This window comes from Niameybacter massiliensis (assembly GCF_001282685.1).
Taxonomy (GTDB): Bacteria; Bacillota; Clostridia; order Lachnospirales; family Cellulosilyticaceae; genus Holtiella; species Holtiella tumoricola.
In genome coordinates this window covers 2979789-3004296 of the sequence record NZ_LN875035.1, presented here as the reverse complement: position 1 = coordinate 3004296, position 24508 = coordinate 2979789, and the positions used below count along the sequence as shown (strand labels likewise).

Sequence of the window (24508 nt, the reverse complement as noted above, 5' to 3'; positions counted from 1 at the left end):
CAATTACTTGGTTATCAAGGGTTGTAGGGCTTTTTGCTTTAATAAGGAGATAACGGTAAATTACAATTAGTGATGAGTAATAGCACCTTTTTCCAAGCAGTCGTCATCTTTAGGGCGTCAAATGGAGGACACTCATTGAGATATAGCGAATGACAGTTTTATAAGTATTTTGCTTTAGTAAATTATATTCATAAGAACATATTACATAAGGAAATATTAATTTGATTAAGTCATGAATTAGTGTAAGGAAGTGGCAGGATGAAAAAAATCCTAATGTTTCAGTGCGAGTATAGTATACTGAAGTAAAGTTCAATAGCTATTCTATTAATTTTTAATATAATTCTGTTGATACTATTTTATTAGAGTAAAGGGGTATAATGAAAATCAATTATTATTGCATGTAATATGCTTAGAACTTAAAAATAAGACATTCTAGGTGATTCTGAGAGATGTAGAGTAAACTACTAATATGAGTACAAACTCAATAAATTAAAGGATGATAAAAGTAAATGAAAAGGATATTTTTAGTTGAGGATGATTTGAGTTTAATTAATGGACTGACTTTTTCTATAAAAAAACAGGGCTATGAATTGGACATTGCTCGTACTAGTTACGAAGTTGATACTATGTGGTTAGATGGCAAATACGATTTAGTAATTTTAGATGTTTCCTTGCCGGACGGCAGTGGTTTTGATATATGTAAAAAAATTCGACAGACCTCAAAGGTGCCCATTATATTCCTAACAGCGGCTGATGAAGAAACTGATATTATAATGGGACTTGATTTAGGCGGAGACGATTACATTACAAAGCCCTTTAAGCTAGCTGTGTTTATGTCCAGAATAAATGCATTGCTTCGTAGAAGTAATAATTTTGCCCAGACAGAAGCAGAATTGAATTCAAATAACATAAAAGTAAAGCTTCTAAAAAGTGAAGTTTATAAAAATAATCAACTGATTGAATTAACCACAGGAGAATATAAGTTGCTGTGCTTATTTATGGAGAATCCCGGAAGAGTATTTTCAGCAGAACAAATTTTAGGGCAGTTATGGGATTGCAATGAAAACTATGTAGATAGTAATACACTAACTGTATACATTCGTAGATTGCGCAAGAAAATTGAGGATGACCCAAGCAACCCTAAAAGGATTATTACTATTCGTCGTATGGGATACAAATGGAATTTGATTGGTTGAGGTGAGTAATGAAAATACTAGTAAATAATAAAATAAAGACTCTTTTTTATAGAATATGGGCGTGTATAGCCTCCTTTTCTATTGCAGCAGTTATTTTTATGAAGTATGGTGTTAAGAATTCAGCACTTTATATCTTTCTATGTTCCTTGTGCATGGCGATGATAATTATGATCGTTTGTTACAGGTATTTTAAGGAGCAGCAAAAGATCATTGAAACAGCTACTGAACAAGTTGCAGAATATATTAAGGGTAATCCAAATGCCCGGATTGCTTGTAATGAAGAGGGGGAGTTGTATCAGTTATTCCACAAGGTAAATTCCTTAGCTTCGATTTTAAGTGCCCATGTAGAAAATGAAGTAAGATCAAAGGAGTTCCTGAAAAATACGATAGCAGATATTTCTCATCAGTTAAAGACACCGCTTGCAGCCCTTAATATATATAACGGTATTCTACAAGGTGAAGCAGAAAATCTGCCAACAATCCAAGAATTCATAGATCTTTCGGAGCAGGAACTGGATCGAATAGAAACACTTGTACAAAATCTCTTGAAAATTGCAAAGTTTGATGCGGGAACTATCTTAATTAATAAAAGGGAAGAGAACGTATCAGAAATGATGAAACGAGTACAAAAACATTTTTTATTTCGTGTAAAACAGGAAGAAAAGGAAATTAGTTTGACTGGAGATGAAACCATAACCTTGTTATGTGACCAGGATTGGCTCATTGAGGCAATTGATAATATTGTAAAAAATGCACTTGATCATACCAAAAAGGGTGACAAAATACATATTGAGTGGATGCAATTTGCCTCAGTTGTGCAGATTATGATAAAGGATAATGGCAGCGGAATCTACCCAGAGGACCGATACTTTATTTTTAAACGCTTTTATCGTAGTAGATTTTCAAAAGATATTCCAGGAATTGGGCTAGGATTGCCGCTTTCTAAGGCTATTATTGAGGCGCATAACGGTGTGATTGAAGTGGATAGTGAATTAGGCATTGGTACTAATTTTGTTATTAATTTTTTAATTCCTACAAAATTGTAAGGTGAAATTCATTTTTTAGTAGGATTCGTACAGTATTCTTTGGATATAGTTTGAAACAGAAAGAGAGGTAATAGAATGAACTTATTAGAAGTGAAATCTATTTCTAAAACTTATGGTAGAGGTGAAGCTGCTGTACAAGCATTAAAAAACGTAAGCTTTTCTATTCCAAAAGGAGAATTTGTGGCGGTAGTTGGTGAGTCTGGATCTGGCAAAAGTACGCTTCTTAATCTATTGGGAGCTCTCGATACGCCTACTTCTGGAACTGTTTTTATTGATGGAAATGATACTTTTCAAATGAAAGACAAGGAGCTTACAGTCTTTCGCCGTAGAAATATAGGATTTATTTTTCAGGCATTTAACTTAATTCCGGAACTTACAGTTGAGCAGAACATTATATTCCCATTACTACTTGATTATCAAAAGACAGATAAAAAGTATTTGGAAGAACTGCTGACAGTATTGAACTTAAAAGAACGGCGAAATCATCTACCAAGTCAATTATCTGGTGGGCAACAACAAAGAGTTGCCATTGGACGTGCGTTAATTACGCGTCCGTCTCTAATATTAGCTGATGAACCAACAGGTAATTTGGATTCTAAGAGTAGCAGTGAAGTAATCGCATTGCTAAAGGAAGCTTCCAAAAACTATGCGCAAACGATTGTCATGATTACGCATAGTCGTAGAATTGCCCAGACTGCAGATCGTGTCTTACAAGTATCGGACGGTGTCTTAACTGATTTTGAGAGGTGTGTGGAATGAAAAGTTATTTAGATCTTATCTCAATCTCCGCAAAGATGCATAAACGTCAAAATCGCATGACACTTCTATGTATTATTTTTGCAGTATTCTTAGTAACGGCAGTTTTTAGCATGGCAGAGATGGGCATCCGAATGGAGGAAACAAGATTAGTTTCCAAACATGGGGCGCTAAAGATTCATGATATTCTGGGTAGTGAAATGGGGAAAACACTTTTCCCAACTGCTATTGTATTATTTATACTGATCATGATAGCAGGTACATTAATGATTTCAAGTAGTATAAATAGTAATGTTGCCCAAAGAACAAAATTCTTTGGAATGATGCGATGTATTGGAATGAGTAAACAGCAGATTATCCGTTTTGTAAGGCTAGAAGCTCTTAACTGGTGTACAGTAGCAATTCCAATAGGAGTTCTACTTGGAATTGTAGCTACATGGGGATTATGTGCGATTTTACGGTTTTGTGTTGGTGAAGAATTTACGACTATCCCACTGTTTGGTATTAGTATAATTGGTATAATCAGTGGAGTGGTGATGGGAACAGTTACCGTTTTGATTGCTGCTAGAACTCCGGCAAAACAGGCAGCAAAGGTATCTCCTGCTACAGCCATTTCAAGCAATTCAGAATATAAGAGTAAGGCATATTATGAAATAAATACGCATGTTTTTAAGATAGAGACTGCACTTGGCATTCATCATGCAGTAGAAGTAAAGAAAAAACTAATACTTATGACAGGATCATTTGCAATTAGTATAATTCTCTTTTTGTGTTTTTCGGTTCTAATTGATTTCGTTGGCTACCTTATGCCACAATCGTATAGTACTGCTGATCTTCAAATCTGGAGTATAGACGGTTCGAATTCAATAGACAGTGAACTGCTTGATAATATGAACGATATGCAGGAGATAAAGCATATTTTTGGACGCAGAAGTTCATTTGATGTTCTAGTAGAAATGAACAATGAGAACATGTCATCAAATGTGGTAGATATTATCTCTTATGATGCATTTGATTTAGATTGTCTTACAAAAGATAATATGCTAAAAAGAGGTAGTGACATTTCAAAAGTATATGGAGATAGCAATTATGTTTTAACGACTTGGGATAAAGACAGTAATTGGGAAATCGGAGATAAAATCAGAGTAGGCACTGAAAAATTAGAAATTGCAGGCTTATTAAAATGTGATCCATTCAGTAATGATGGAGTTACTAACGGTAAGATGACAATCATTACTTCAGACAAAACATTTCAGAGGTTAATAGGAGAAACGAATTATTCACTTGTTATGATTCAAATGGAAAAAGGAGCTACTGATGAAAACGTGGAAGCAATTCGTAACCTAACAGATGATAAATATATCTTTAGAGATCAGAGAGACCAACGGACTTCTGGCACTTATATAGCATTCGTTTTATGCATATATGCATTTTTAATCATTATTACGTTGGTTGCTATATTGAATATTATGAATAATATTTCTATGAGCGTGTCTGCTAGAATGAAACAATATGGAGCAATGCGTGCAGTAGGGATGAATACACATCAAATAGCAAAAATGATAGCGGCTGAAGCATTTACTTATGCGTTGTTTGGATGTATTGCTGGCTGTGCAATTGGCTTGGGTATGAGTAAATTTTTATATAACAGTCTTATTACCAGCCATTTTAGCTATGCAACTTGGAGTTTTCCAGTTTTGCCGATCATCATAATTCTTTTGTTTTTATGCTTTGCGGTTGCGGCTGCGATATATGCACCATTAAAACGAATTCGAAACATGGTGATAATTGATACAATAAACGAGCATAACATGTAGCAAATCAGTACTAAACAGAATTTGTTTTTAAACAAGGAAGAACACGAATAATCCTTTTATTGCTAGCAGAAACTGTAAGTGGTAGAATGAATTTTATTAATATATAGATTTATTAATGATAAGATACAAAAAACACAAAAGGTTTTAATGACATGAAAAATGAGTATTGTATTAAAATCTTAAATAAAATTTAGAATAAAGTGGAAAAATAAAACAATAAAAGATCATATTCGTTGGAAATCAAAGAGTATAGCCTTTAGTGAATGAACTCTATATGACAATTCAGCAGGTTTGCTAAACTGTGTGTTGTAGGTTCGAATCCTATCAGGCTATTCACTATGATATCATCCTTTACAATAGATAACTTAAATAATAACCCCAGCTTGAAAATCATAAGCCGAAATGATTTTCAAGCTGGGGTTGTAATTCTACAATGGTTTAAGGTTTAGCACAGGCATTTTCTTTACTTCGTCATAGTCGATCTGAATATAGGAATCTTCCAAGTCTCGTAGTTTGACATAGTATTGATCATCTTTAACAAAACCTGATACTTGCCTAAGGGTACCGTTGAGTTGAAGGGGTAGAAGCTGTGGTAAGTTATCGGGATAAACTTGTAAGTAATGTGCATTAAGGCTAGCGACCACATCGTGTTTGAGTTTGCTCCAAGCGGCTGGGTTATGGACGTAGTACTTAGGGCAGATTTTGCCGGTAACATCGTAGTGGCGGATGATAGCAGTGGCTGGGTCTAGTGTATGAGTATAACATAGGTGGGTGCAAAGTTCTATGAGTGCTGCATAGGTAGTAGGGCTAAACTCGCCTGTAGCATCTAGGTGGCAGACTTCTATACCGAGGCTGTAGGTATTGGCATTTTTGGCATGGTAAGCCACTTCTGTCTCGGGGATGCACTGGATAATCTCTCTTTTTAGTCCTACGATATAGTGACTGCTAGCATAGATGCCTCGGGTGCCATTTTTAAGATTCTCGAAGTAGTTGCGATTGGCAAGTGCAGAACTGCCTGGGTTAGCAACCCAGTGGATGACAAGCTTCTTGACTTGCTTAAGTGGAAGTTGAGGGCGGCTATAGATATTGGGTGTAAGAAGTGCTTGTTGTATGGAAAGTGGCATGGAATTCACCTCCTTTCTAGCAGAATATAACTGAAAAGCACAAGAAGCTAACCTAAGGCTGTCTTCCCTCTTTTATCAATGGACAGACTTAAGTTAGCTTCTTTGTGTTTGTGGCAAAAGGGCTCACAAAATAAGTTACGTTAAACTTCAAAGTGAATAAGCAAGGAAGGTAGTGGCTGTAGGTGTGTATCTTTGCAAGTGCTTGAAGTAAGCGTTTGTTGGTGAAAGGGATGCAGTGCATGTATCACGGCGATTGGCTTCTTAAAGGACTTGTGAGGAGGCATCACTTTATGAGCGTAGACCAGAAGTGCTTATGATATAGGAGAAGCTTAACGTGGCTTAAAAGAAAGTGAGTAGGTAGTACCTTAGACCTGTGGAGTTTGCCACCACTCGTAGCAGATCTAGTTGTTAAGAAAAAGTGTGTACACATGAAGGTAAGAGGGAGGACCTAGATATGTATTGGACTTTTTCTTAGGTAAGGGATATCACTAACAGCCTGGATTTGTTAGCCATATTGTCCTTACACTCTATATATACAAATTGAGAGAGGGAATTCCTTACTTTTTCTAATGAAAAAATAAAATTTATTTAATTATACTAAAAAATTTGGTTCGGCATTGTACAAGTTACCTAATGAGACTTAAAACAAGTAGCTACATCCTTTGATGGAAGTTAAGGCTCCAATATAACTTCATCTTCCGTTATAATACCGGTAATTTCTTCTAAACGTGCAAATTTATAAAAAGCATCATAGTTGAACTTTTCTTTTTCAATAACGAGATAACTTCTATTAGCACATTCAATAATGGTCTTTTTAGTGGTGCCATCAACAAGGCTAATAGTACTGACATAGCCGCTATCTTTGTTGACACCGCAAGCACCAATGAAAGCTAGATCATAAGTAAAACTTCTAATGTAGTGTTCCGTAGCTGTTCCAACGATTGCACCAACCTCATGGTTGAATTCACCACCGATACAGATGATTTTAATATGTGGATGAGCTTTAAGTTGGAATACGATCTCTAACATATTGGTTACAACAGTGACTTTCTTGTTGGCTGTTGCTAATTCTTTTGCAATCTCAAGGGTATTGGTAGAGGTGTCTAAAAAAACCGTATCGTTTTCTTGAATAAAGGTTAAGGCACTTCTGGCGATTTTTCTTTTTTCGTCAAGATTAATATTCTTTCTTTCATCGATAGTTTTTAGATCTTGGTGAGTTCTTTGTGGAATGGCGCCACCATAGACTCTTTTTAGTTTTTGGTTATTCTCAAGTTCACGTAAGTCTTTTCTTATGCAATCTTCAGTGACATTGAATTCCTTTGCTAAGTCCTTGACTTTTACTCGACCTTCGGCAGTAAGTTTATTTAAAATTCTTTTGTGGCGTTCTTCTAAAAACATTTTATTTACCTCGCTTATAAGATGAGAATATTATAACATAGCTTTATAAGAAATATTACTTATTATTGTTTATTATTGTTCTGTATTAATTTGTATTGATTTTGTCTAATATAAGGATTATAATAGGGGTGTAAGTAAAAAATAGCGTGATAAGGTCAAGCTTAGCGTGATATTTTATTTAATAACGGAAAGGACTTATTAGCTATGGTGAAAGCAATCTTTTTTGATATCGATGGGACATTAGTAAGTTTTAAAAACCATCAAATTCCTGAAACGACAAAACAAGCATTAAAAGCATTAAGAGAAAAAGACATTAAAATATTTATTGCAACGGGGCGTTCTCCTTCACAGTTATCAGTGCTTAAAGAATACATTGATTTTGAGTTTGATGGATATATTGCTATGAATGGACAATACTGTTTTAATCAAAAGGAGGTTATTCATAAGCAAACGGTATCAAAAGAGGATATAGAAAGTATACTTCCTTACTTAGAAGAAAGATCAGAGATTGCTTGTAGCTTTGTAGAAGTCGATTATGTATATTTTAATCAAGCAAATGAAAAGGTTAATAATCTTTGGGCGAAGTTAGGAACTGCTGCGCCTAAACTCTATGTAGATGAAGCTGTGCGTGCACTGACTCAACCAACTTATCAATTAAGTATATACATTACAGAAGATGAAGAAGAGGAAGTGCTAAGATATCTTCCAAATTGTAAAGCAGCTAGATGGCATCCAACGTTCACAGATATTATTCCTAAAGATGGTGGGAAGAATACGGGTATTGGGAAGGTGCTAGAGTATTATGATATTGATCTTACTGAAACAATGGCCTTTGGTGATGGAGGCAATGATAAAGATATGCTTCAATATGTCAATATTGGAGTAGCTATGGGAAATGCAACAGATGATGTTAAAGCTGTTGCGGATTATATTACATCAGAAGTTGATGATAATGGTATTATGAATGCATTGAAACATTTTAAGGTTATTTAAGATAGAAAGCTGGCTTCTCTTAAGGTGAGAAGCCAGCTTTTTTATGTATACAGTGATTAATCTATAGTTTGCAATGCATTCAAGGTAGAAAGTAGGGTGTGCTTAGTTTGGCGATAAAGCGCTAGATCTGTTTCATAATCCTTATAACCACGTGCTAAGGTATGTACAAGTTGATCACAAAGTGCTGGATTCATCTTTTTAAGTAACTGAATCAGTTCTAAGTCTTCAAAGCCAATGCGATGCCCTTCTAGGCGTGTACAAGAAATGGCGCCACTGAAATGAGGGTAGAAAATACCACAATCACCAGCAGGAAGCTGTGAAGCATAATCGCTATGGTAGTTTGTATATTCCTCAGTATTCATACATACACAAGATTGCTCGTAAGGATTGACTTTGAAATAACTTCCACCCCAATGTAAAAAGCCATCTACATCATATAAAGAAGCTACCCAACCAAAAAGTACAGTACGGATTCTTTCCATATCGAGTAAGCGATTGAGGTATGGGCCAGTAGGTTCTAAACATGTATAAACCCATACACGATCCCCTTCAGAGATACGGTGATTATAAAAGTCTAAGTCATGTTCGTAATCAGCAACATTAGGACACCAGATAGTAAGGCTTCCTTCAATAGCTCTAGAAGTTTTGTTAGCATCTACAATTGGAATGTTTGGCATAACAGACTTCAAAATAGATACACCCTGTTTGTAGACAGTACTAGAAACATCTAAGGGTTCATCAAAGAAGCTTTGAATCCAACGTTCTTCTAAATTGTGTTTGACAAGATAAGTGTAGAGCTGTTCTCCAATAGAAGCGAGTGTAGATTCTCCGGAGCCTGGGATAGGTTCACCAGTAATCATCACTTCGGCCTCACTTGCCATCCAATCCCCATCTTTTCTGCCAGCTACAGTAGCACATTGAATATAATACAGGCCACATTCATCAATGATTTGAATAAGTTTATCAAGTTTCTTTTCATTAAGTACAAGTGTATGGTCCTTGGTTTGTTCAAAGAAAAGAGTAGGTTGTAGCCAAGCTGTATTCTGCCTTCCATAATGCGCTAATTTGAAATAGGATTTTACATGTGCAAGCCATCTGTCACTCCAAGGTGTGCAATAGTGTAATTCGGCTACGTTATCTAAGTTGATCCAATTGACATACTTATGAGAGTCTTTGCCACATGGTGGTACGCATACAGGGAAGGCATCTACAATAAGTGTTACCTTTCTTGTTAAAGTGCCAACTGTAATAAGAATATCCCATTTTTGCTGAGTATACTTAGATACGTTTACAAGAGATCTAAAGGCTACAGCTAAAGAAGTACCAGTTGCTTGTAAGATATTGCGCATAGGTCTTAAAGCTTCATAAATCATAAAAGGTGCACGGCGAATGGTATAAGGATTATACATATGATCTATACATTCGGTGCGAGTAGTAAGGCCTGTATTATGTTCAACGGGTACAGGAACAAGTTCAAAAAGCTTATAGTTTCCATGAGGACCTATAATTTCAAAAGTAACACAATCGCCTGGTGTTAAGTCTGAAACCATAAGATGAGCGCTAGCAAAACTATTAGAAGCGCTACTGATTTGATAAATTTCTTTGCCTAAATGTGCATTTGTATCTGGATATAAAGCATCTAATTCATCGAAAATACCTACGTTAAAATGTGGCTTCATGACTTTATAACAATCTCCTTTTGGATGATATAGTAAATTTATAAATCAAGTTGGGATAATGCGTCAGTAACAAATTGGTCAACAGTAATCTTCCATTCTTCAACCATATGAAGTTGGCACTTTCTTGCAACCTTTGCAAAACGTGCAATACGTTCTAATTGTTGTTTGGATGTACCGTACTTAAGATAGATACCCGCATAATCTATAGGAAGTGCAGCCACTTGAACACGAAGTAATAAGTCTTCATCATATGCTACACTTGCTTTTGCTTTGTCAAAGAGTTCTACATAGTATTTGAAAAGCTTTTTAGTTAAAAAGGTCTTCTTAGCATCTTCAGGATTACCAAAGATATCTAGGCGATGATTGTGTTTTTCTTGTGCATCATGAATGGTCTTAATATATTCAAGAATAAAAGGTGCACCCTCTTGGTAATACCCTTTGCAGAAATCTTCTAGATGCATATTTATATCACAGTATGGATCCCATGCTAGTTTTGCTAGTAAGTAACCACGTAGATCACTCCATTCGCCACCTATTTCTCTATTGCATTGACTAAAGAGTAGCTTCACATTATTTTTGACAAAGAATTGCATATTTGGAGCAAGGGTACGTAAGTTAGGGAAAGGACTCACTAAGTTTCTAAATTGGATATTGTAATCCCAAAGAGAAACATTCTCGGAGATGCTTGCCCAAAATTCTAATTCTTCCTTACTTTCTTTTGAAGTAGGATCTATGGCAATAGGAAGGCCTCTATTTGCTTCTATATTACAAGTCATAATATGTACATTTTTTGCAGGTCGGGTATGCTTTGGTGGTTTCCTTGTATACCAATAAGAAAGTGTAGAAATAACTTTGTCAGGATAGCTATTGGCTACTTTGTTAACGAAGTTAAGGACAGACCCCATAGGACTTTCGTCATAATCATCAAGCTTTTTACAGTGTTCACATTGGCAGTAGTTGTTGTCATCATTTTGGCTAACAGACCAATATAGGCAATCAGGTTTCTCATCCATAAACTTTTTAAGGTTTTCGATCATAATCTTTTGAACTTCAGGATTACTTAAGCAAGGTTCTCCTTGAGGATGGCGCTCACCGTTTAGAAGAGCAAAATACTCAGGATGTGCTTCGAAGTACTCCTTGCTTGGTAAAAGCTCTTGGAAAGAGTGACACCAAAATCCCCAACCTTCATGAACTTTACTTTGAGCAGCTTTATGTTTTTCTGCAAAAGCTTTATTTTCAAAAGCTTTATAATAAATTTCACGGTATTCAATAGGAGGGATATAACTATAGTGATTCAGTTCAACAGATAAGTTAGGGCATGTTGGAATGAAGTCTATATCTGGTGTGAAGTAGCGACAACCCACTAATCTTTCTAAAAAATCATAAATAGCATAAACAAAAGCTTGCTCGTTTTCTGCCTCAAAAATAAGCTCAGTATGATCAGTGCTTTGCACAGTGTAATAAGCGAAGCCGTTATGTCCGTAGGCGTTAGATGTTTTGAAAATAACTTGATGACTTAACTTCTCATTAGAGTCTAATGAGAAGTTAAGATGTGTGATTTTTTTTAGATAATCTGCAAGAATAGTAGCGCTGCGGTAGCTAGTGTCAGTTGGATGAATACTGCATAGTACTTGGTTGTTCTTAGCAAAATTAAAGTCCATAAAAGCCTCCAAAATTTTAGATAGTAGTAGGAAGTGTTTCTACGCTGCTTTCAAGGGTGGCATCTTGGAAAGATGTTGTGATTTGAAGAACAGCTTGTTCTAAATCAGAAATCATACAGTTTTGAACAGCTAAGCTTAATGTATCTAGAGTAGTTGCTTGAAGATAGAGTTCGTATACAAAGTAATCATCTTCTTTAAGTGTTGGAACAAGTTGAAGTGGCAACGTAGAAGTTACTTCTATATGCTCTAAATCATGTGCATCTGTATTGTGCTGCTTAGCACGTAAGATGATGGTGTCATTATGATGGAAACCTAAGACATTAAGATTGAGTAAAGCAAAGCTATTTGCCTTAAGTTTTAATGTAAGGAGTTTGTACCATTCATCTTGGTGTGTCATATTAAGGTAATGTCCCATAGAGTATACAGGGAAACGGTGTACCTTACTTATTGCTTGGTGATCATAAGTTGTATGGTTTTGCATAATAGCAGGAAGGTAGCAACTTAAGTTGTGGCAAACAATATTTCCTCTTTGTTCTGTAAGAAGGTAGAGGGCTTGGTTTGTCTCGTCATAAGTAAAGCAAGAATAACCATCATTAGAGTCGTGAATAACTTCAGCAATAGTATTCCAGTGAATGAAGTCATCAGTAGCCATAAGTGTAAGCTTATTACGTTCCCAAGAAATGCCTGAATGCTGAGGTGTGGCATATACACCATAAGTTTTGTGGTTTGGTGCAGTGAATTTAAGAATAGGAGATTGACAGCCTCCACGTTCGTAAATAGTATTATTAGAAATATGAGGCACCCAAGTCTTACCTAAGTCAGAAGTTGTATAGAAGGCACGTGCATCAGTAAGCGGTGCACGACAGGACATAAGGATTTCATTTGACTTATATTCTACAACTGAACTTTCTGAAGTATAGGTATCAATGCGTGTCTCACCTTGATGCCAAGTTTCGCCGTGGTCAGTAGAGTAGACAATACCCGCTGTTGAACGAATGTTAGTATTTGGTGGAACCCAACGTTGAATAGGTATAACCAATGTACCATCTTCTAATTGGATACCATTACCTGGTCCTTGAAGGAAGAGGTTACAACCATCGTCATAGAATTTTTTGAGGCTAATTTCTTCAGACCAAGTTTTACCGTCATCATCAGAATAGGCATAAACTAAGTCTTGCATTTTGTGGTTATCAGAATCTAAATGCATATGTAAGTCAAGTGCTAAAGCGAATAAGAAGATACGTCCAGTCACATGGTCAACAACGATACAACCATCCATTTTTCTAGAATGTTCAGGATGGATACCGCGTCTATGATGAACGATTTGTTTATCTATCCAAGTTTTACCTCCATCTTCACTTCTAGCAATACCGATATCAATCATATTATAGTCGCTAGCATCTACATAACGAATATCACTACCAGCAATGAGCGTACCTTTTTTGGTGATAGTCATAAATGGGATACGGAAATAATTTGAATTGAAATCTTGATTGTGTTCAAAAACTATTGATTGAGGTAAAACATTTTGTGCAAACATACTAATGCTCCTTTCAAACTCGTGGTAATACTCCTATAATAAAATAAAAACTAAAATTTTACTATAAAAAAGTGAAAAAATATATGAATTATGTTAATTATGTTGTATGATAGATTTTATCTATTTTAAACAAAAAGACTATAAAAGAGGGATTAAAGCATGAAAAAACAAGCATTAGTAAATATTTATCATTTTGTTCGTAAGTCAACTTATAATGATGGCATTTTTACTCAGGAAGATTTTGATACATTGAAAAATGAAATGGACATTTTAAAGCAACATCAACTTCCAGCAACCTATGCCTTAAAACATGATGCAGTTATGGATGAACGTTATACAGAACTTATTAAGTCTATGATTGATGAAAAAGATGAAGTAGGCGCTTGGTGGGAAATTACACAAGAGATGGCAGATAAAGCTGGTGTAACATGGAAAGGTTGTGATGTGATTGACCTTCATGTTAAGGCTGGGTACTCCCTTGCTTATACACCAGAAGAAAGAAAGAAACTTATAGATGTTTATATGAAAGACTTCAAAGAAGTGTATGGTTACTATCCTAAAACAATTGGTTCATGGGTAATGGATATTGTATCTTTTGAGTATGCAAAAGAAAAATATGGTGTTATAGGTGGAGCGCTTTGTAGAGATCAAAAAGGAATAGATGGTTTTACACTTTGGGGCGGATATGTAAATGGTGCTTACTATCCAAGTAAAGTGAATGAGAATATTCCAGCTCAAAGCCATGAGATGCAAGTGAATATGCCTATCTTTAAATTACTAGGACCAGATCCAATCTATAACTTTGAAGCAGAAGTGAGACCAGGAGCAGGTGGTATTTATACATTAGAGCCAGCTTGGACATGTGGTCAGTCAGAAACATGGGTAAAATGGTTATTTAATTGTATTACAGAAGAAGAACAATTAGGTTATGGCTATACACAAGCAGGTCAAGAAAATAGCTTTATCTGGGGGAATGTTGGAGATGGATTTGAAATGCAAATGCGTCATATTGCAGACCTTAGAAAAGAAAATAAAGTTAGAGTAGAAAGTCTTAGAGATTCTTCTATGTGGTTTAAGAAGAAGTATCAACTTACACCACCTGTAACCTATACAGCAACTACAGACTGGAACGAAACATTTGATCTTAAAACGTGTTGGTATAGCAGTCGTTTCTATCGTAGCAGTTTGATGCTAGATCAAGGTGTTTTAAGTATTAGAGATTTATATTTATTTGATGAAAAGTATGAGTCAAGATATCTTAATGATTACATAGATAATAATGAAAGTATTTTTGATGCACTACCAATACTCAATGCTTGTTATTGGAGCACAAAGGAAAAAAGAGCAAGTATTGACTTTATCAATTTAAAGACTGGTGCAGTATTAAAAGGTGAATCAGTTCAGTTTGAAGCAAAAGAAGATGAAAAGATATGGATTGCTACATGGAATATGGAAGGTCAAGCTAAAATGATCATCACCCATACCCAAGCAGCTATGAAATTTGAAGTGGAAAGTAAAGAAACTGAAATAGAATGGGGTATTAGAATCAATACATTACCTGTTCTAGAGGAAATTAGAGATAATAAGTTAATTTGTACTCATGAAGGATTCACTTATGGTATGAAAGTAGAAAATGGAAAATGTATAAAAGAAGATGACGGTGTAATGATTATACCAACAGATTCTAACTGTACCTTTATCATGAATGATTGTGTAGAATTACAGCAATTAGAAATCTTTAATGAAGAGTACTTAACTCATGCAGTGGCTTTTGATGCAGAAGTAGAAAAAGCTGTAGAGGTTGATGAAGAAAAAATCTCAAAGATTAAGCTTATTAAGCCAATCATGTCTCATCGTGCAAAAGTAAAGCAATATGATGAGGTTGTATACTGTACAATGACCAATATCAATGATGGTGGAGTGATTCGTTATACAGTAGATGGTACAGATCCAACAGAAGAATCTTCTATATATAAGGAAGCTGTTGAAGTAAGAGAAGATTGTGTCATTAAAGCACGTGCATTTAAAGAAGGGCGTATTGCAAGTGACGTAATAGAGGCTAAATATTTTAATACATTACCAAGGGTAGCTATTACAAGTCCTACCAAGTTTGATGAAAGAAAAGTATTTAACCGTAATGGGGCAAATGACTTAATTGATGGTGAGAAAGGTAGCCTTAATTATGTAGATAACTGCTGGCTCATTACAACAGACGTATTAGATGTAGTAGTAGACTTAGGCGTAGAAAGAGAAATTTCTAGTATTAATATTGGATTGATGCAAAGTAAAAGATCAGGTCCATACTATCCTGATTATGTAACTTTCTATATTTCACAAGATGGAGAAATGTTTGAAGAAGTAGGAACAAATCATGTACATGCTGAAAGTGGAGATCCTGATATTGAAATTAAGGATATTGTAATGGAGCTACAAGCAAAGGCAAGATATGTAAGAGTTAAAGCTAAGCCACATAAGTTCTATTTCATTTTTGCAGATGAAATTATTGTTCAAGGAAGATAAAGTAACAGAAAAGTTAAGTAACTATAAAGAAAAAACATAACTTTTGTGTGAAAATCTATAAAAATTAGGGTTACGGTAAAGTAGTAAAATAAAGTAGTAAAATAAGATAGGTAAATAAATTGGTAAAAAACTAGGTGGTAAAATTTGGGCCATCTAGTTTTTTTGAACTTAAAATAAAAAAATAGTGCTAAAAAAAGTAAAAATTTTATATTTGTATTGTAAGTTAGAACTAAATGTTGTAAAATATACTTAAATTACACGAATAAAAAAATGATTTTTGTGTAAAAGTGCAATTAAACTTTTTCTAACAAGTATGTAAAAATTAGTTAACAAATGGTTTTTTTAGTAAAAAGTTTTAGTGAAATTCTTAAAGGTCTTAATTGGTAATCAATCAAGATAGATAAGACTTGCAAGTTAAAGTAACTCTTTTAAGTACACAATAATTAACATCTGGGAAAAGGGAAAAATTTAAATTGTAAGCTTAAAAACACATCAAGAGGAGGTAGCAGAAAATGCTAAAGAAATTTTCTAAAGTGCTTGCATTAGGTTTAGCGGGTGCAATAGCTCTAACAGGTTGTGCAGGGGGAAAAGGTGCTGAAACAGGTAATAATACTGATACAGCTCCAAAAGGAGATAAAGGTGAAACAACAGTAATCCGTATTGGATCACATGCTGCAAACTCTATGAATCCTAACTACAAAGATCCTGTAACAGGCGAATATGCAATGAATGAAGTTGACAGAGAAATCCGTATTCAGGCAATGCAAAAAGTAAAAGATGAATTAAACGTTGATATTGAGTGGGTACAATTCCCTGGAGATACAACAGAAGTACTTTTACAAAGTGTAATGGCTGGTGACCCGGTTGCGGATGTTGTTAACTTATATGCTAACTCACAAGGAACTATTTTAGGACAAAACGTGCTTCAACCATTAGATAATTATATGGACGCATTTTTACCAGATTGTGAGATTCCAGCACCAATCTATGGTAAACAATACTTTATTGAAGTATCAGGCGGTGGAACACATCCGTTATCACCATTATTCTATAACATTGATTACATAGAACAAGTTGACGCTTTAAAAGAAAACGGCAAAACAATTTACCCAACAGATCTTTATAAAGAAGGTAAATGGACATGGAGTGTATTTGAAGATTACTTAGCTAAAATCAATGCACACTATGCAAATAGTCAGGCACCAGAAAGACCAGAAAAAAGAATTGATGCATACAGAACAGACTACACAGAAACACTTATCCAAGCAATGCATTCAGCTGGTGGAAGTATCTACGGCCAAGAAGGGCTTGGAATTGAATCTAAAGGTACAAAAGAAGCTGTAGCATACGTTGAAGGTTTAATCAACAAAGGATTACTTGTTACAGAAGTTGTAGAAGGTACAAGTAACAGACCTTACAATGCACAAGGTGCACCATTCGAAATGGGTGAATCAGTATTCACAAATATCGAAGACTGGCGTTCAAGTGGAGCGGCAGCAAAAGCGGCTGATCGTGGTCAATCTTTAGGATTTATTCCTTTCCCAAGACCAGACAGTATGGCATTTGATGATCCAAACTACAGACAAGTTCGTACAGGTGGAGAATCATGGGCAATCCTTCGTGGTGTAGATGAAGCTAAAATTCCAGTAGCAATTCAAACATACCAATTATTTAACTCAGAAGTTCAAAAATTAACAAAAGAAGTAAATGGTGGAGCAGATGAAAAAGCACCAATCAGAATTGGAATTGACTTATTCCATGAAGAAATTGGCGCTGATATGCAAGATATCTACTATTCAAGTACAGAAGCAACAGTTGTAAACGAACTTTCTAACATGACAGGCGTTTATTGGGACTTCATGAAGATTGCAGGAGACTCAATCTTCGGTGTAGATGGTTCACCAAGCTACGAAGTAGCAGTAGAAGCTAAAAAAGCAATTATCACAGATAAAATTGCAAGTGTAGAAGCAACATTAAATAGTACAGAAGTAAAAGATAATATTGCACCAGCATTTACACAAGTAGAAGCAGGTAAAACATACGCATTCCCTAAAGGAACAGATCCAGCATCAATTGATTGGGCTAGTGAATTTACAGTAGCAGATAATGTTGATGGTAAACTTGATGCAGCAAACATTAAATGGGATTCATCAGCAACAGACTTCAACACAGTAGGCGTTTACTCAAAAGGTGTTGTAGGTACAATCTCTGATTCAAATGAAAATGAAGGCAAACAAAACATCAATATCACAATCTATGATGGTAATAATACAACAGCACCAACACTTACAATGAAAGAAGAAGTAAGAACAATCACTGTAGGTGAAGAATCAGCAAACATTAACTGGGCTAACGATTTCGTAGAAGCAGCTACAGATAAAGATGGTTTAGACCTTAAATCAATGGTAGTAGCGGACTTATCAGAAATTGATACAACAACAGCTGGTACATACAATGTTGCAATTACAGTAACAGACTATGCAGGCAACGAAGCAACACAAACAATTGAAGTACAAGTTGTAGCAGAGTAAAAATAAGTAATTAGTCATATTAGGAGGCGAGGCAATGAATAAGAAGCTTGTAGGAAGCTTGATATTATCATTGGTTGCCCTTGCTGCCATTGGTTATAGCTATAAGGGTGCTAACGACTCAAAGCAAGGTGTGTATACGATAGGTGTACCAACGGATAGAGAAGAATTCTATGAAAGTACATATGCGTCTTACTTAAGTTCTAACGGATATCAAGGAAATATGTCAAAAGGTGAAGTTGTAGTAGATATTAATAACTATACTGCTGCAGATGGCACTCGTGTAACGACAGACCAAGAAGGTGTAATTACACCTGAAGAGGGTAAAGTAACATGGCAGTTTGACGTTAAAACACCAGGTTTTTATAACTTAGAAGTAGGATTTTTACCTGTAGAAGGTAAAAATTCTACTATCGAAAGAAAAATGTACCTAGATGATCAAGTTTGCTTTAAAGGTATGGAACAATTAAGTTTTGAACGTACATGGGCAAATGAGACAGCTGAAATTGAAGTTAGAAACGATAATGAAATAAGACCAAATACCGTAGAACTTATCAATCCAAAACAAACCTTTGTAGAAGATGCTCAAAGAAGGGGAACAGAACCTTATAAGTTTTACTTATCACAAGGAACACATACTCTTACTTTTGAAGCAATCAAAGAACCTGTAAAAATCACAAATCTTGTCTTTAAGGCAGATGAGCCAATCCTTAGCTATGAAGAAACCATTAATAAACTACAAGGCACTTACCCTCTTTATGAGGGTAACCTTCTTGTAGGGCAAGCAGAGCGCAACGAAGGCATCACAAAAAATGTATTAAAATCTTCAAGAGCAATATTAATTAATACAAATTATTCTAGTCCAAGAATAGAACCATCACATCCATCTAATTTAGTATTTAATACAATTGGTGGAGACAGCTGGAAAACACCAGGGGATGGTATAACATGGGAAGTTGAAGTTCCTGAATCAGGACTCTATCAAGTATCCTTTACAGCAAGACAAAGCAGTAATCGTGGTGGAGTATCATACAGAAAATTATTAGTTAATGGAAAAGTTCCATTTAAAGAAGCGAATAGTATAGGTTTCCCATATAGCACAGGATTTAAGAACTATGTTATTGGAAATGATGATGGAGCCTATTTAATTCCTCTTGAAAAGGGAATTAACACAATTACATTAGAGACAGTATTAGGCCAATTTGATAGGGCCACAACAGAAGTTCAAGAAAGTTTATTTGTCCTCAATGAAACTTACCGTAAAATTATTCAGTTAACAGGTACGGTTCCAGACAGTTACATTGACTATGAAATCGAGAAAAAACTTCCAGAAGTTAAAGATATATTTACGCAAGAATCAGAGAGACTTGGAAATATACTAGAAGAAGTTATCAGCATTACAGGTGAAAAAGGTGAAGACTCAGTTATTATCGATAAGCTTGTCATACAACTTGGACGTCTGGCAAAAAATCCAGAACTTGTTGTTAAAGAGCTTAGCCAGTTAAAAAATAATATTTCTTCACTAGGTCTATGGAATATGGAAGTAGCATCTATGCCACTTGAAGTAGATTCTATTACATTAGGTACAGAGCAAAAAGAACTTATACAAACAGAAGCAGGCTTTGTTGAGAACTTTGCGTATGAATCACAACGATTCTTATCTACTTTTATAGATGATAATACGCAAATGTCAGGGAAGGTTGATAAAAAGCAAGAATCAATTAAAGTTTGGATTGGGACAGGTCGTGACCAGGCTCAAGTAATGATGAACTTAATTGAAGAACGCTTTACACCACTTACAGGTATTAATGTTCAATTAGAACTTATTCCAGAAAGTGTAATCATTCCTGCTACTCTTGCAGGAAGAGGCCCAGACATTGTAACGGGTATTACAGAGCAACAAGCTATGAACTTTGCAGTGCGTAATGCACTTGTAGATTTAAATGAGTTTGATGGCTTTAGCGAAATGTATACACAGTATGAGCCAAGTGCATTTGAAGGTATTACATTCCAAGAAGGTATCTTTGGGATGCCAGAACAACAATCATTTATGATGTTATTCTACAGACAAGATATCTTAGATGAATTAGGACTTGAAGTACCAACTACATGGGAGGAAGTAAAAGCGATTATCCCAGTATTGCAAATGCATAACTACGACTTCTATATGCCAGCTGGAACAGCAGATCCAAATGGAACAATGTATGCATCACTAGTATTCCAAGGTGGAAATGATATGTATCTTGGAGAAGGAAATGACTATGGTATTGAAACAGGTTTATATGAAGAAGGGGCAATGAGAGCCTTCCAAGATTATACACAGTTCTTTACAAGTTATCACTTACCAGTAGTTGCAGACTTTGCTAACCGTTTCAGAACAGGGGAAGTACCAATGGGTATAGCACCTTATACGGTATATAGTCAGTTACAAGTATCAGCTCCAGAAATTCGTGGACTTTGGTCATTCTCACCAGTACCAGGAAAAGTAAAAGAAGATGGTACGGTAGATAATACACTTGTTTCTAGTACAACACAATGTATTATGCTTGAACAAGGTAAGAATAGAGATGCAGCTTGGGAATTTATGAAGTGGTGGACAAGCGAAGAAGTACAGCTTGAATACGGAACCACTATTGAAGGGATTATGGGACCAGCAGCACGTTATCCAAGTGCTAATGTTGATGTTGTAGAACAACTTCCATGGTCAGTTAAAGATGCAGGAGCTTTAAAAGAACAGTTTAGAGCAACTAAAGGATTACCTGAAGTACCAGGTGGTTATATGACATCTCGTATGGTAAGTTACGCATTCAAAAATGTTGTAACAGATGGTCAAAACCCAAGAGAAGCACTTTACTTAAATGCTAAAGAAATTAATGATGAGCTTACAAAAAAACGTAAGGAATTTAATTTATCAACTGTAGAATCAGAATAAATTTAATGAGGAGGGTAGCATGGAAACAACAACAAACAAAAAAGGGCGCCTACCCTTAAAGGAAGCATGGAGACTACATAAAGAAAAATATTTACTCATTATGCCTTTTGCGATTATTTTCGTGATTTTTAACTTAGTGCCTGTACTTGTAGCAATGGGACTTAGTTTTACATCCTTTAACATGTTAGAAGCACCAGACTTTGTTGGACTTGCTAACTATATCGAACTTTTGGCAAGAGATGAAGTTTTTCTTATAGCCGTTAAAAATACGTTATTACTTGCTTTTATTACAGGGCCAATAAGTTATATTATGTGTTTCATCTTTGCGTGGTTAATCAACGAATTACCACCAAAACCACGTGCAATCTTAACACTTATTTTCTACGCACCATCAATATCAGGTAACGTATATCTTATTTGGAAATTAATTTTCTCATCTGATATGTATGGTTTTGCAAATGCATGGCTTATGAAATTAGGTCTTATTGATTCACCAATCTTATGGTTTGAAAATGCAGATTACATCTTACCAATCTTAATTGTAGTTCAATTATGGTTAAGTCTTGGGGTAAGTTTCCTGGCATTCATCGCTGGTTTACAAACTGTAGACAAGTCATTATATGAAGCAGGAGCTATGGATGGTATTAAAAATAGATGGCAAGAATTATGGCACATTACACTTCCATCTATGAAACCACAGCTTATGTTCGGTGCGGTAATGCAGATTACAAACTCACTATCTGTATCAGCTATATCTATTGAGCTTGCGGGATTCCCATCAGTAGATTATGCAGGTCATACCATTCTTACTCACTTACATGACTACGGTAATGTAAGATTTGAAATGGGATATGCAAGTGCTATTGCGACAGTATTATTCTTCGTTATGTTAATAGCCAATATCATCGTTCAAAAAATGCTGAGAAGGGTTGGGGATTAATATGAACGTTATACAAAAAGTTAAACAATCCATTAATAGTAGAAAATTTACACGTAGAAATAGAAGTATTGGTGGCGACCTTGGTCTGATGATCCTTCTTGGAGGGTTTGCACTCTTTAGTGCTTATCCTCTCTTATATGCAATCAACAATGCATTTAAGCCGATGAGTGAGATTTTCTTATTCCCACCAAAACTCTTTGTTCAAAACCCTACTTTAAATAACTTTTATGATTTATCAACAATTATCAATAACTCTTGGGTTCCATTTTCAAGATACATATTTAATACACTTCTTATAACATTACTTGGAACCTTTGGTACAGTACTTTTAGGAACAATGGCAGCGTATCCACTTGCTAAGTATAAGTTCCCAGGTTCACAAGTGATGTCTAATATCATCGTTTATGCACTTATGTTTAACGCATCAGTTACAGCTATACCTAACTATATCATCATGAGTAAGTTAGGAATGGTTAATACATATTGGGCAGTTATTTTACCAGTTATTGGTTCAACACTTGGACTTTATCTGATGAAGAACTTTATCGTTCAGATTCCAATGGCACTTATTGAATCAGCTAAGATTGATGGAGCAAGTGAAATAAGAGTATTCTGGACTGTAATTATTCCACTTTGTAAACCAGCTTGGATTACACTTTGTATCTTATCTTTCCAAACACTTTGGGGAGCAACAGGTGGTAACTTTATCTATTCTGAAAACTTAAAGCCAATTAGTTACTCATTATCTCAAATTATTGGAGGGGGTATTGCAAGAACAGGGGTAGCATCAGTTGTTTCGCTAATTATGATGATCGTACCGGTTACTGTCTTTGTAATTTCTCAATCTAACGTTATTGAGACTATGGCAACATCAGGAATGAAAGACTAATGGGGGTGAGTAAGATGCGTAAAGGGAAAAACTTTTTTGCCTATCTTTTGATAGTAATGCTCTGTATCCCAAGTTTTGTATATGGACAAAACACACGTGAGATGAATTACGCGTATGACTATTGGGGTAGAGTAATTGAAGATATTCCTTTCTTTGAACTGTATACAACGATAGATCAAGGAAGTATGGGAGAAGTAAAAGTTTCAAGTATGGATGATGTAACGGTATCAGGCGACAGAATCTATATTGTTGATAGCGTAGAATCTAGAGTAAATGTATTTAATCCAGATTTAGAGCTTATCACTTCTATTAAAGTAGTACGTAATGCAGAAGGAAAAATTGCAGTTGACGAAAAAACAAAAAAACAAATTGTACTTAATGCACCAGAAGGTGTATTCGTACATGAACCAGAAGAAGAGATTTATATTGCTGATACTGGTAACCAAAGAATTGTTGTCTTAAATGAAAAAGACTTTTCACTTAAGAAAATTATTAATCAACCAACAAATATGGTTGGACAAACTGTATTTAAACCTTCAAAGATTGCAGTAGATAGAATCAATAGAATCTATGTAGTTGTACAATCAGGATTTGAAGGGATTATTGAACTTAACCAAGATGGTGAGTTTGTAAGATACTTTGGGGTTAACAAACCAAAAGTAAATTTACTTGATTACTTCTGGAGACAACAAGCATCTGAAGAACAAAAAGCTAAAATGCAAAAAGTTTTAGCGCCATCATTCAACAATATCGAAATTGATGATGAAGGTTTTATTTATGCAACAACACAAGATAGCAGTGCACAAGATGCAGTATTTAGATTTAACCCAAAAGGGGAAAATGTACTTCGTGAAAATGGATTCTGGAAAGTACGTGGTGATTTAAATACAGATCCAACATCAACATCAGTAGCACGTATTAGTAAATTTACAGATATTGCGCTTACTGACTATGGTACATATGCAGTACTTGATAAAGAAAAAGGACGTATCTTCATTTATAACTTTGATGGAGAACTTATGAACATCTTTGGTGGTAAAGGTTACATGAAAGGTGAATTTGCAGATCCTTCTTCTATTGCATGGCTTGGAGAAAAGCTTGTTATAACAGATAAACAAATGAAAGCAGCGTATGTTTATGCGCCAACTGAATTTGGTAAATTAGCGCTTAGTGCTTCAGAAGCTTACTTTAATGGTGAGTGGGACAAAGCAACAGAACTTTTATTAAATGCTGTTGCAATCAATGGTAACTATGAAATGGCTTATTCAACCATTGGTAAATCCTATCTGATGAAAGAAGATTATGAAACAGCTATGTATTACTTTAAACTTGGAGACAACCAAGAATACTATTCTAAAGCATTTAATGGCTACAGAAGTATTTGGATTAAAGATCATTTTGGTTGGATTTTTGCTACATTTGTATTAGTGATAGGCGGGGTAATCTTCTCTGAATGGCGCTATTATAAAAAGCAGAAAATGTAAGGAGG

The 24508-nt window shown here is 35.2% G+C and carries 16 protein-coding genes; 11 read left to right on the top strand and 5 right to left on the bottom strand.

The genetic code is table 11. The features are described from left to right. The first annotated feature begins 509 nt into the window (after positions 1 to 509). The 4 genes from BN2390_RS19610 (at position 510) to BN2390_RS19595 (ending at position 4815) form a co-directional block, all read left to right on the top strand. Positions 510 to 1196 carry a response regulator transcription factor gene (locus tag BN2390_RS19610; protein ID WP_053985987.1) on the top strand — a complete coding sequence of 229 codons (687 nt, stop codon included), beginning with the start codon at positions 510 to 512 and terminating at the stop codon, positions 1194 to 1196. An 8-nt stretch (positions 1197 to 1204) separates the two neighbouring features. Then, complete coding sequence (locus tag BN2390_RS19605) at positions 1205 to 2242, top strand: sensor histidine kinase (protein ID WP_053985986.1); 1038 nt, start codon at positions 1205 to 1207, stop codon at positions 2240 to 2242. A 75-nt stretch (positions 2243 to 2317) separates the two neighbouring features. Further along, positions 2318 to 3001: an ABC transporter ATP-binding protein gene (locus BN2390_RS19600; RefSeq protein WP_053985985.1), complete on the top strand. Its 684-nt coding sequence runs from the start codon at positions 2318 to 2320 to the stop codon at positions 2999 to 3001. Next, complete coding sequence (locus BN2390_RS19595; RefSeq protein ID WP_053985984.1) at positions 2998 to 4815, top strand: ABC transporter permease; 1818 nt, start codon at positions 2998 to 3000, stop codon at positions 4813 to 4815. Before BN2390_RS19600 ends, BN2390_RS19595 begins: the two co-directional genes overlap by 4 nt. Positions 4816 to 5243: 428 nt before the next feature. Here the strand turns inward: BN2390_RS19595 and BN2390_RS19590 are convergent, their stop codons facing one another. After that, positions 5244 to 5939 (bottom strand): peptidoglycan recognition protein family protein, encoded by a 696-nt coding sequence (locus BN2390_RS19590; RefSeq protein WP_053985983.1) that lies wholly within the window; start codon positions 5937 to 5939, stop codon positions 5244 to 5246. Between the two features lie 672 nt (positions 5940 to 6611). Continuing rightward, positions 6612 to 7337, bottom strand: a complete 726-nt coding sequence (locus BN2390_RS19585) for a DeoR/GlpR family DNA-binding transcription regulator (protein WP_053985982.1) — start codon at positions 7335 to 7337, stop codon at positions 6612 to 6614. Between the two features lie 207 nt (positions 7338 to 7544). Here BN2390_RS19585 and BN2390_RS19580 point away from each other — a divergent pair, with 207 nt between their 5' ends. After that, positions 7545 to 8330: a Cof-type HAD-IIB family hydrolase gene (locus tag BN2390_RS19580; protein WP_330373837.1), complete on the top strand. Its 786-nt coding sequence runs from the start codon at positions 7545 to 7547 to the stop codon at positions 8328 to 8330. A 56-nt stretch (positions 8331 to 8386) separates the two neighbouring features. Here BN2390_RS19580 and BN2390_RS19575 read toward each other — a convergent pair whose 3' ends face one another. From BN2390_RS19575 to BN2390_RS19565, 3 genes are read right to left on the bottom strand one after another with little or no spacing between them, the layout of a single operon-like run. Continuing rightward, complete coding sequence (locus BN2390_RS19575) at positions 8387 to 10009, bottom strand: DUF4091 domain-containing protein (protein WP_053985980.1); 1623 nt, start codon at positions 10007 to 10009, stop codon at positions 8387 to 8389. 38 nt (positions 10010 to 10047) lie between these two features. After that, positions 10048 to 11670, bottom strand: coding sequence for a DUF4838 domain-containing protein (locus tag BN2390_RS19570; RefSeq protein ID WP_053985979.1), 1623 nt, complete (start codon positions 11668 to 11670; stop codon positions 10048 to 10050). A gap of 16 nt (positions 11671 to 11686) precedes the next feature. Continuing rightward, positions 11687 to 13210 (bottom strand): sialidase family protein, encoded by a 1524-nt coding sequence (locus BN2390_RS19565; RefSeq protein WP_053985978.1) that lies wholly within the window; start codon positions 13208 to 13210, stop codon positions 11687 to 11689. Positions 13211 to 13369: 159 nt separating this feature from the next. Between BN2390_RS19565 and BN2390_RS19560 the strand changes: the two genes are divergently transcribed. The 6 genes from BN2390_RS19560 to BN2390_RS19535 all read left to right on the top strand — a co-directional run bounded on the left by BN2390_RS19560 (position 13370) and on the right by BN2390_RS19535 (position 24503). Next, on the top strand, positions 13370 to 15730 hold the full coding sequence (locus BN2390_RS19560) for a chitobiase/beta-hexosaminidase C-terminal domain-containing protein (RefSeq protein WP_053985977.1): 2361 nt from the start codon (positions 13370 to 13372) through the stop codon (positions 15728 to 15730). A 512-nt stretch (positions 15731 to 16242) separates the two neighbouring features. Further along, complete coding sequence (locus tag BN2390_RS19555; RefSeq protein WP_053985976.1) at positions 16243 to 18261, top strand: hypothetical protein; 2019 nt, start codon at positions 16243 to 16245, stop codon at positions 18259 to 18261. A 34-nt stretch (positions 18262 to 18295) separates the two neighbouring features. Beyond that, on the top strand, positions 18296 to 21190 hold the full coding sequence (locus BN2390_RS19550) for an extracellular solute-binding protein (RefSeq protein ID WP_053985975.1): 2895 nt from the start codon (positions 18296 to 18298) through the stop codon (positions 21188 to 21190). 19 nt (positions 21191 to 21209) lie between these two features. Next, positions 21210 to 22130 (top strand): carbohydrate ABC transporter permease, encoded by a 921-nt coding sequence (locus BN2390_RS19545; RefSeq protein WP_053985974.1) that lies wholly within the window; start codon positions 21210 to 21212, stop codon positions 22128 to 22130. A 1-nt stretch (position 22131) separates the two neighbouring features. Beyond that, positions 22132 to 23019, top strand: coding sequence for a carbohydrate ABC transporter permease (locus BN2390_RS19540; protein ID WP_053985973.1), 888 nt, complete (start codon positions 22132 to 22134; stop codon positions 23017 to 23019). A gap of 14 nt (positions 23020 to 23033) precedes the next feature. Next, the gene (locus tag BN2390_RS19535) at positions 23034 to 24503 is read left to right on the top strand and encodes an NHL repeat-containing protein (RefSeq protein WP_053985972.1); all 1470 of its coding nucleotides are present in this window, start codon (positions 23034 to 23036) and stop codon (positions 24501 to 24503) included. Positions 24504 to 24508 lie beyond the last annotated feature (5 nt).